At 27.3% G+C, this 10,717-nt stretch carries 7 protein-coding genes; all 7 read left to right on the top strand.

The features are described from left to right. Nucleotides 1-155 precede the first annotated feature (155 nt). The 7 genes from ACXYRO_RS02550 to ACXYRO_RS02520 all read left to right on the top strand — a co-directional run bounded on the left by ACXYRO_RS02550 (nt 156) and on the right by ACXYRO_RS02520 (nt 10,451). Nucleotides 156-4,043, top strand: coding sequence for an Ig-like domain-containing protein (locus ACXYRO_RS02550; protein ID WP_458614218.1), 3,888 nt, complete (start codon nt 156-158; stop codon nt 4,041-4,043). Between the two features lie 574 nt (nt 4,044-4,617). Further along, a complete protein-coding gene (locus ACXYRO_RS02545) occupies nt 4,618-4,842 on the top strand; it encodes a hypothetical protein (RefSeq protein WP_435129899.1) in 225 nt (74 codons plus the stop codon). 179 nt (nt 4,843-5,021) lie between these two features. Then, a complete protein-coding gene (locus tag ACXYRO_RS02540) occupies nt 5,022-5,159 on the top strand; it encodes a hypothetical protein (RefSeq protein WP_435129896.1) in 138 nt (45 codons plus the stop codon). Between the two features lie 44 nt (nt 5,160-5,203). Beyond that, entirely contained in the window at nt 5,204-7,075 is a 1,872-nt protein-coding gene (locus tag ACXYRO_RS02535; RefSeq protein ID WP_458614217.1) for a class III lanthionine synthetase LanKC N-terminal domain-containing protein, read from the top strand. After that, nucleotides 7,059-8,621, top strand: a complete 1,563-nt coding sequence (locus ACXYRO_RS02530) for an ATP-binding cassette domain-containing protein (protein ID WP_458614216.1) — start codon at nt 7,059-7,061, stop codon at nt 8,619-8,621. The genes ACXYRO_RS02535 and ACXYRO_RS02530 overlap by 17 nt, the downstream gene beginning before the upstream one ends. Further along, nucleotides 8,621-10,219 (top strand): ATP-binding cassette domain-containing protein, encoded by a 1,599-nt coding sequence (locus ACXYRO_RS02525; protein WP_458614215.1) that lies wholly within the window; start codon nt 8,621-8,623, stop codon nt 10,217-10,219. The genes ACXYRO_RS02530 and ACXYRO_RS02525 overlap by 1 nt, the downstream gene beginning before the upstream one ends. 148 nt (nt 10,220-10,367) lie before the next feature. Further along, nucleotides 10,368-10,451 carry an NINE protein gene (locus ACXYRO_RS02520; RefSeq protein WP_458614233.1) on the top strand — a complete coding sequence of 28 codons (84 nt, stop codon included), beginning with the start codon at nt 10,368-10,370 and terminating at the stop codon, nt 10,449-10,451. The last annotated feature ends 266 nt before the right edge of the window (nt 10,452-10,717 follow it).

Here is a 10,717-nt window from a genome sequence, read left to right as displayed (position 1 = left end):
TTTAAAATTAGCTAAAAACAAAAAAAAAAAAAACAATTCAAAAATTTAAATAAAATAGAAAGTGTTTTATTTTCAAAAACATTTTTTTTGTAATAAAACAAATTTACTAGAAAATAAAATTTTATAAATATTCAAATAATGTAAAAGGAATAATTATGAGAAAAAAGAATAAATTACTTACATCGCTTTTATTTATATCTGCTTCTACCACAGCGATAGCAGCTAGTTGTGGAAGTCAAAGTTCAACTACTAAACCTAAAACACCTGAAGAAGGAAAAACACCAGGTGAACAACCCAAACCAGGAGATCAAACCCCGCCTGACGAAGGAAGCAAACCAAGTGATGGTGGAACAACAAATCCTGGAGAACAAACTAAACCAGGACAAGGGGAGGGTTCACAAACACAAAATCCAGGTGGTTCTAACGAAAGCGGTGATAAACCAGGTGATGGTTCAGGGACAGGTTCACAAACTACACCACCAGAAAATGGTGGACAAAATTCAGGTAGCGGCGAAGGAAATGTTGAAACAAAACCTGGTAATGGTAGTGAAAACCAAACCACACCCCCTGGTAATGCTAATGAACAAAATCCTAGTGATACAGATGATTTAGATGAAGAACAAACTTCTAAACAACCTGCAAGTATTTTAGATATAGATGCAAATAATTTACATAGTGAAATAAACAAAGAACTTGTTTTACCTTCTAAAGTTAATGCTATTTATAGTGATGGAAGTAAAAAGGAAGTTGATGTTACATGAGATAGTGCTAAGGTTGATAAAACCAGAGCCGCAGTCTACCAAATAACTGCGACAGTTGATGGTAAATCATTTGTAAAAGAATATGAAGTATATACCTTTGAAAATGCATATCAAGTTGAAAGTCCTTATATAACAGTCTATGAAAATGATTCAATTAGTTTGCCTGCAACAGTAAATGTGTTTTCTAAATATGATAGTAAACCAGAAGCTGTAACTTGAAATTCTACAACTAATGTTTCAACTGCAAACGGAACATCAAGTGATATTCAAATCAAAGGACATTTAAATGCTTATGCTGATAAAGAAGTTACTGCTTATTTAAAGGTTGTTGATAGTAATTACACTACAGGAACACAAAATATTGTAGATACAACCTCATCTGATCCTAATCATGCAACTGCAACGGCTGTCCCAGCACAAACTGGTATAGAAAAAATAGTTGATGGAACTTGAAATAACAGAAATAATAATTCTAATAACTGAGTAGGTAATCGTCAAGCGAATGCTCAGACAGGTCAAATTACAATAGATTTAAAGACTGCGCAAGATATAGGTGGTGTTAAGTTATTTATGTTTGCTGATTATAATACTGGAACAAATGGGCCGAAAAGTCTATATATTTCAACTTCAGAAGACGGAGTTAATTTCCATCGGGTATTTAATCAATCAAAATCTTCCGATTTTATATTAGTAAATTCTTCTACTGTCGGAGTTACTAATGAAAACAATCCTAATAATTATAAAATTACTTTTGAAAAAGTATATGCTAGATATGTTCGTTTTGATTATGTCAATTATCCAAGAACAGATGTACCGACAAAATCATATGTATTTGGATTACTTGAAGTATTTGTTTATGGAGCCACAAAAACTACCGGACATCGAGCAAAGGATGCCAGCGATTCATTAGAATCGATAGTTGTAAAAGGGAATGGAGTTACATCTGATACATCAACATCATTTGCTGCTGATAAATTAGATTATCAAGGAAGTAGTAGTTTTACAGATGGATTCCCAACAGAAGTAGATTTTAACCTACCAAATCCATCAAGAGCTAGAATGCAAACTTTTAGCATTCAAATCGATAAGTTTACTAAAAAATATTATGCTTTTGTATGATCGGAAACTGGAGTTACAAAAACATATACATATACTCATAAATTAATTAATAAATTAAAAACTGTAGCGTTCTCGGTTTCGGATATTACCATCGGACAAGCACAAGCAGTTGATGTTTCATTAGTTTTAGAAGATGGAAGTAAAATAACACCTGAGTGATTAGATAAGGATGGATTTAAATTTGAATTAGTTAATTCAAATTTAACTAATATTTTCTTTGATTATCAGGATGGACACTTTATCGGTAGACACTTTACCATTAGTCAACCTGTGGTATTAAAAGTAAAATACCAAGGAGTTGATTATACATCTGCACCAGTAAATATTAATGTTAATGAAACACCTGGTTCAAATGCTTTTTATATGGATAATTTATCCGTTGCTAAGACACAGACTATTGATGTTTTAAAAGGTGATAATATAACATTACCTAAATACATCGAAGCAATTTATCCAGGTGATAAATATCCTAGATGAATTGATGTAACATGAGATAATGTTCCAGAAAAAGCAGATAAAGTAGGTTTTTATACATATAAAGGAACTGCATCATATCGTGGATTTACTCGTGATGTAACTGCTGCTGTTTCCGTACATGATTTGGTCAAAGTTGCAGATACACATATTGCAACATTATCTGGATATGCTCCTACCTTACCTACATCAGTTACTGTTTATGATGATTTAGGTAATTCATATACTAAATCTGTTACATTTGAAAATTTAACAGATGATGAATTAAATTCTGATCATATTGTTGAAAAAACAGCAACAGTTACAGGAATAAATTTAACAGCAAAATTATTTGTACGTAAAGTTCCGAGAACTGCTACCACAAAAACAACTGTTGTTTCACAAAAAACATCAGGAAGTTCCGACTTATTCCCTGCTGCATTTGCTTCATCTACTATGAGTGCAAGTACATCAAGTGACAATTCTACTACTGTAACATATAATGTAGATTCATTAAATGATGGAACTGCTGATGCATCAACAACAACTCCTATTTGAAGCAATAATCATAATGTAACTGCACAAAATAAAAATCAAGAAGAAAGTAAAAATACACAAGAAAATTCAGGAGCAACAGGAGAAGGTGGTTCTGCTTCTCCGGTGAAACCTAATGAAGGACAAACAACTGAAGAGTCTTTGAAAAGTGAAACACAGAAAGCTTCACCAGATAGTAGTGCTGAAGGTTCATCAGTTTCAGAACCTAAGACTCAATCAATGGAAGTATCAACTGTTGCAGAACCACAAGATGGAGAAACTGTAAAACAAACACAAGATACACCAGCAAAAGTAAATGAAAATTATGTTGGTATAGCTTTTGGTTCAACCACATCAGCATCAGTTAAAATAGATCGAGTTAAAGTGTGATTTGCAGCAGCTGATGATGCTAAGAAAGTAGGTATTCCTACAACTGTTGGTGTCGAATATTTATCATCAGCAGTCACAGGATTAACCGATTCTACAAAAACTCAATTATCTAATCTGAATGATAATTCATCAACTGCAACAAACTTAAAAACTGGTACCTGAACCCACATCACCTTACAAAACCAAAACCCTACTATTAAACCAAATGATTATACTGAGTTAATCTTTGCTAAACCAGTTGATGCATATGCAGTAAGAATAAAATTTACTTTACCGAATGGATCAGATGCAGTAGTTATTAAAGAACTGCAAGCGTTATCACCTGATACAAATGTAACAAAAGAAAGCACCTTTACATTAAATGTAAAATATGCAAACAATAATTATCCAGGATTTAATGAACATCCAGAAATTACTGATTATACATTAGCAGTTGATCAAAGTCTTAACTTATTAACATTTTCTGCAACAAATAATGCTAATATTTTTACATCTTATCAAGATGAAACCCTAACAGTTGTTGTAACATCTGAAGATGGAAGTATGTCAAAAACTTATAAGTTTAAGACTAACACAGCAGATGCTTTGATCAAAGAACGCAGTGATATTAGTAAAAAAGTCAGAAGATTGCTAAGAAAATTTGCTGATCGTGAATATACTTTAACTAAAGGAACTGAAATTTATGCAAAGGCATATAAAGTATATGGAATGAGCAAAACAGCAAAACTTACTGAATTACAAAAAGCCTGAGATGATTTACAAAAATTAATGAATTCAAATAAGTAGCAAATGCTACTTTTTTGAATCAAATTTATATGGTTTGTGTAAATTTAATAAAATTGTTTTATGGAAATTTTATTATTGGTAATTACAGAACCTTTTAAATATTTATGAGGGTTTCTGTAAAACCTTTTTGATATACAAAGTTGAAAAGGCTCAACAGAAAAAATTGAATCAATAGAAATTTTTGTTTATTTACCAATAATAAATATTGTTTTCTTAGTTATTAGCATACTTAATGCGTTAAGAATCATCCCGAATCCTACAATATGGTTATTTTCATATAAGGTAAGTTTACTGACTTTAATTGCTATCTATATTGCAGCTGAAACGGCATTTATAGTTATTTATATTATATATTTAGGAAATAATATCAAAGAAAATGGTTGGATATGAATTTTATTTTCCTGTATACTGATGGTATTTTTCTTAATTGTCAGTATTTGATCGTTATATGATTTTTATTGGTTTGTAATTGATGTAATAAAAAACTTTTCTGTATGATTTCCGTTTATTACAGGCTTTGTCCAATTTTTAATCGGATTATTATATACATTAATGATTGCATCAGCATTTTTTTATGTTTGCATCTCATATTTTAATGGCTGCATCAATGTTTGAAAATCATAAGTTCTATGGACCTTGAAAACCGATACAAAGTTTATCAATGTTTTCTATAATGATTATTCCGATAATAGCAATTGTTTCATTTATTTTGCTTGTTGTGCTTATTGTGCTTTCAATCATTTTATTTTTTACATTATTATACTGAGGTTTAAAACTACTAGCAAACATTGCTAAATAAATTTCAAAATGTATTTAACTATAAAGATAGTATGTGATATAATACATCTGAGTTATATGAAAATTTGAATTAAAACTATAAGTTTTATTGTAATACTTTTGTATTAAATTTCATTACAATATTTAAAACCTTAATATTGTAATTTTATATAACTTATAAAATGAAAGGGGATTAAAAAAATGGAACTCTTTAACTTTGATTTAGTACAGCCACATACTATGGAAAAGATTTTACTTGCTGAATCTTCATCTGAAGTTGCTACATTAGAATCAAAAAGAATTATTACAATCATCTGTCCAATATTTCCTAGATGATAAATTTATCATATTGATTTATAAAATAAGGGGTCAAAATTAGTACTTTGATTAAAATAAAAAGATTTTATGATAAATTTGATAACAGATGTGATATTTGTAATGATGAAACTTTTGCATATTATAAATATCGTAAAGCAAAACTGCCTGATAAAGGTTGAAAAATACATATTTCAACTGATATAAAATCTTATAATGATATTCTGCAACGAGTAGTTACATTTTGTAAGATTCATAACATAAGTTTTAAATATATCCAAAATTACAAGGTTTTATATCAGAGTTTATTTGAAAAACAATTAAACAATTTGACTGGTAAATTTATTACTATTTATCCTACAAGTGCAAAAGAAGCAAAAGAAATAATTATTAATTTATATCCAATTTTAAAGGAATTTAAAGCACCTTTAACATATTCAGATAAGCAATATAAAAAGAGTATTATTCATTATCGATATGGCAGTATTAGTAAAAAAGATGAAAATGAATATAAAAAAATTGTAAAAATGTATAAACCTGCTGATATCAAAGATTTATTTTACAGTAAACCAATTTCTAAAATAATTAATGGTTATAACTTAATGGGTTTAATAACATTTGATTCCTTTTCTAATATATGATTAGCAACAAAGGATAACCAAAAATATGTGATAAAAGAAAGTAAAAAATACTTTTTAAACGGTGAAAATCTGAAAGCGAGAGAGCATGAGTCAATAATTGCATCTATATCTGAAATACCAAATTTTCCAGTATATATTGAGAAATTCTGAAATTCGCAAAGTATTTTTTATGTATATAAATATTGCGAAGGAAAACAACTAGATCTATATAAATATGATTATAATTTACTTTATGATGTTAGTGAAGCAAAACAAAATAAAGTTATTGATTTAATTGATTCATTTAGATATTTCTTTAATACATTAAAAAACAGTCCAGTTGTTTTAAACGATGTGAAAATGGATAATTTTCTTTATAATGAAGATAAAAAGATGCTCTATTTTGTTGATTTAGAACACTCACAATATCATAAAAGTTCATCACCAATGAATGTTAAAAATCCTTATTGTAATACTAATAATTTAACACACTCTACAGATAAAATGAAGATTTTCTATATGTTATTAGATTTTCTATTTGATTATAAAAAAGATTCTTCCTTAGATCCATCAGATTATTTATCACTCATTTTTTATTTGAACAACTCGTATGAACTCTTAAACATTGCAATTTTTTTATTTAAAGTATTTAATAGAAAACTAACTATTAAACATTTTGATTCGTTGTATAACCTTGAAATAATAAATGAAATCTTTGGCAATAAAAATGATTTATTACCAGCGATTTCAAGTATAACTGATATATTTAATTACCTAAATTTAAGATTAATTTATAGCAATTTTGCTTTCCAAAGTATTTTACAAGTTCTTATTGATATAAAAACAAGTTATGAAGCAAAATTAGTCCTTGAAAAATGATATAAATCTATAAAAGAAAAGTTAGATTATAATCTGTTTTATGATACAGGAAATTATCATTCACCATATTTAATAAACGGAAGTGCAGGTATTTTATATATTTTGCTTTTTGCTAAATATAAGTTTAATATCCATGACTTTGATGAAGAAATTATGTTAATTTCTAATAAGTTATTCAAATCATTTACAAGAAAAATAAGTTTAGCAAACGGTTATGCAGGTATTTTATTAGTGCATTATCTTTATGTTGAATTATATAACATTAATAATGATAAAATCAATAAGCATATAGCATTTATAAACATTTGTTTAAGGGATCAAAAGATTATTGATTATGACAAAAGAGAAATAGATGCAAGTTTTTGAAATGGGTATCAAGGATTACATCTGCTTTATAAAGTCTTTAAATATAGAAAGGAGAAAGTTGAAAAAACTATTTAATAATAAACCATTGTTGCTTTATATATTTATTTTTAGTATTATCTCAGTTGCTGCATCATCGATAGTTGTTTATTTTGTTGCTTCATTGATTGATAGCATCAAAAGTGGTGATAAAGCATTATTTCAAACAAATTTAATAGTTGTTATATCTTTAACTGTTATATTCTTAGTTGCCACATTGATGCAACTACTTCTGAAGAATAAATTAAAACAATATGTTAGCACATTGTTAACTAAAGGAGCAGTATCGAAAATTTCTACTTTGTCATCGCATGAAGTCACTGAAAACAAAGAAGGTAGATACCTAGTTTGAATTAACAAACGTGTGCCCGAGCTACAAGAATTTTTATTTACAAGCCTTTTTGATACAGTCATAGGTGTCTTTGTGCAAGTTGCAACCTTAATTGTTATGTTTGTGATAAGTTGAAAATTTGCATTAATCGGACTTGCAATATTGTTAATTTCATTTATTTTTCCCTTCTTTTTATCAACAATTGCTGGGAGAATGCATAAGAAATTTATGTTTTCAATGGAATCTCATGTTGCAACATTACAAAACATCTTTAATGGATTTAAGTTCTTATGATATTTAAATAAACCTGAAAAATTATTTGATTTTATCGATGTGGCATTAAAAAAATGATTAAAAGATTTGGATAAAACACAAAGTACCGTTATCAAATTAGAAGTAATCAACAGTGGTTTTCAATATATCTCATATATATTGATGATGTTTATTATCGGTTACTTCATTTTCTATCAACATGAACCACTTGGTGCAATATTTGCTGTTCCTGGCTACTTTTACACCCTTTCAATTCAACTGCGTTATACAATTTATGTAAATCAAAATTACATTGCTTATAAAAGTTATTTAAAGGATTTTAGTAGTGAATTTGTTGCTTCAAACAAAGATAATGCAGAAATAAATGTAGAAAAAATTCGAATAACTAATTTGAATTTTGCATATGAAGAAAATGTAATTTTTAAAGACTTTAATTTTACCTTTTATAAAGGTAAAAAGTATGCAATAGTAGGTAAATCTGGATCTGGTAAGTCTACATTATTGAATTTAATTTTAAAGCAACTTCATGGATACAATGGAAGCATTAAAGTAAACGATCAAGAAATCAAAGATATAGATGTAAGTGTATGAAATAATTCATTTACATATTTAAATAGCAACGAGAATGTATTTTATGATAGCATATATAATAATGTCACTTTATGAAAAGAAAATATGCAAGATCAAGTTAAATTAGCTCTAAAACAAGCTAATTTAACCGAATTTAACCTGGATTATGTTATAGAAAGTGACACAGCCTTATCTACAGGACAAAAACAAAGATTAAATTTTGCTCGTCATTTTTACCGAAACAAAAATCTTTTAATTTTAGATGAAGCAGCATCGAATCTTGATAAAGAAAATACAGAGGATTTATTTCATAAATTAATGCAAAATCCAGATTTATTATTAATTAACTGTACACATCATCTTGATGATGCTAGTTTATATGATGCAGTAATTAATTTAGAGGTAGCATAATGAAAAATGTTATATCAAAAATAAAAACACCATTTTTGTTTTTTGTTTTGGTTGCTATCATAGTTAATAGTTTTCAATTTGTTTTATCTATCTTAGAAGGTTATGCAGTTAATGCTGTTATCGGGCAATACGCATTTGTTAAAAATGATGCATTTTTAAGTTTTGGTATTTTATTAATTGTAATTGTGGCTGCATATATTATGTCATCGATAAGCACTTATTTTTATTATATGCTTTCAAATAAATTTGGTATATATACAGCAAAATCAGTTTCTAGAATCTTTTACAACCAATTATTTCAAGCAGACTCAAAAACAAAATTAAATTATTCATCGCAACAAGCCTTTGAACAAGTTTTTAATAATGCAAATGCAATCGCATATAATTCACTGCTTCCACTTGTAAACTTTTTATCTACTACGATAAATTTAGCTGTAATATTGATTTTCTTTGGATTATCCAACATCATCGCATTTGCTTTTGTAATAGGAATTTTACTTTTATCAGCATTACCTAACTTTATCTTTTATAAAAAAATTAGTTGATATGTTGAGCAAAATCAACTTGTATTAAATGAATTAACATCAAAATTAACTTACTACTTAGAAAGATATTCATTATTATATTTTTCAAACAATCAAGAACTCTTATATAAGTTTATTGAAAATGAAGTAAAAGAATATTATCAAAAAGTTTATCATTTTGATAATATTAATGTTTGAAATAACAATTTATCAAATGCTATTACTGAAATAGGTGTGATTGTAGGTTTAATTGTGTTAGGATTTTTATATATAAAAAATCCATTATCAATTTCGATTGGTTTAATATATACCTTTAAAAAAGGAATGGATGATAGTAAAGACAACTTTTCAAAAATGGTTGATGGAATAAAATATGTATTGGCTTCAAAGGTTTTATATAAAATGCTAGACCTTAACTTTGATAAAGATCGAGGGAATGTAAAAATGCAACCTGTTGAAAGCATACAAGTTAAGAATTTAACTTTTGGATATGAAAATAAGCTTTTATTTAATAATTTCAATTATACCTTTAAAAAAGGCAAAAAATATGCTATTATTGGGCCATCTGGTTGTGGAAAATCTACTTTATTAAATTTACTTATTAATAATATCAATGATTATCAAGGACAAATATTAGTTAATAACACTGATGTAAAAACCTATACTGATGCATCGATTAAAGATAATTTAAGTTATTTGAATGCAGAAAACTTTGTTTTTGATGTTAATCCATTTAATAATGTTTCGTTACTTGAAAATAACGAAGAAGAGGTTCTAAAAGCACTTAAACAAGCATATATGGATGAAGAAGTAATACAGAAGTTTAAGGATAAAGATTTTGATTCATATAATAATTTATCATTAGGACAAAAACAAAGATTAACTCTTGCAAGAAGTTTTTATCAAGAAAAGGATGTGATGCTATTAGATGAAACATTATCTAATTTAAATAAAGATTTATCAGATAAGATTTTAAATACTTTATTAGAATCATCAAAAACAATTTTGCTAGTTTCACATCATTTAAATACAGAGCAATTGGAAAAATTTGATGAAGTTATAAAGTTAGGTTAATAAATTAATTTCGGTTCATGTGAACCGAATTTTATTTACTTTTCATATATTTTCCATATTTAGCTTCTTAAATATAGCAGATTTTGACCAATCTGTTTTTTTTTTTTTTTTGTTTAAAATTAAAAAAAACACAAAAAAGAAAGGAAAAATGACAATACAGTCTCCAAAAAGCAATTTAGTTGCATTAATCCTATGCATTTTTCTTGGTGTCATAGGAGTACATCGTTTCTAAAGTAGGACAAAAAGATTAACAATTAATTCTGTTAATCTTTTTGTTTTATTAATAGGATTAACCAACACCCCTAGGGGTGTCCGCGCCCAAAAATATTAAAGAAAGGAAAGCAATGTCAAGGCATTTTAAGAAGGAAGAATTTGATAAAATTTTTGAAATTTATTCAAGTGAAGGAACCGAAAAAGCTTTATATTTTATGAAAGAAATCGATCCAAAATTAATCTTTATTAAATCAACAAGTTTAAGAAATAGATTGAAAAAAATTG

The organism is Mycoplasma sp. 4013, assembly GCF_054353875.1.
The sequence above is the reverse complement of the archived record's forward strand: the minus strand, read 5'-3'. Positions and strand labels throughout refer to the sequence as shown.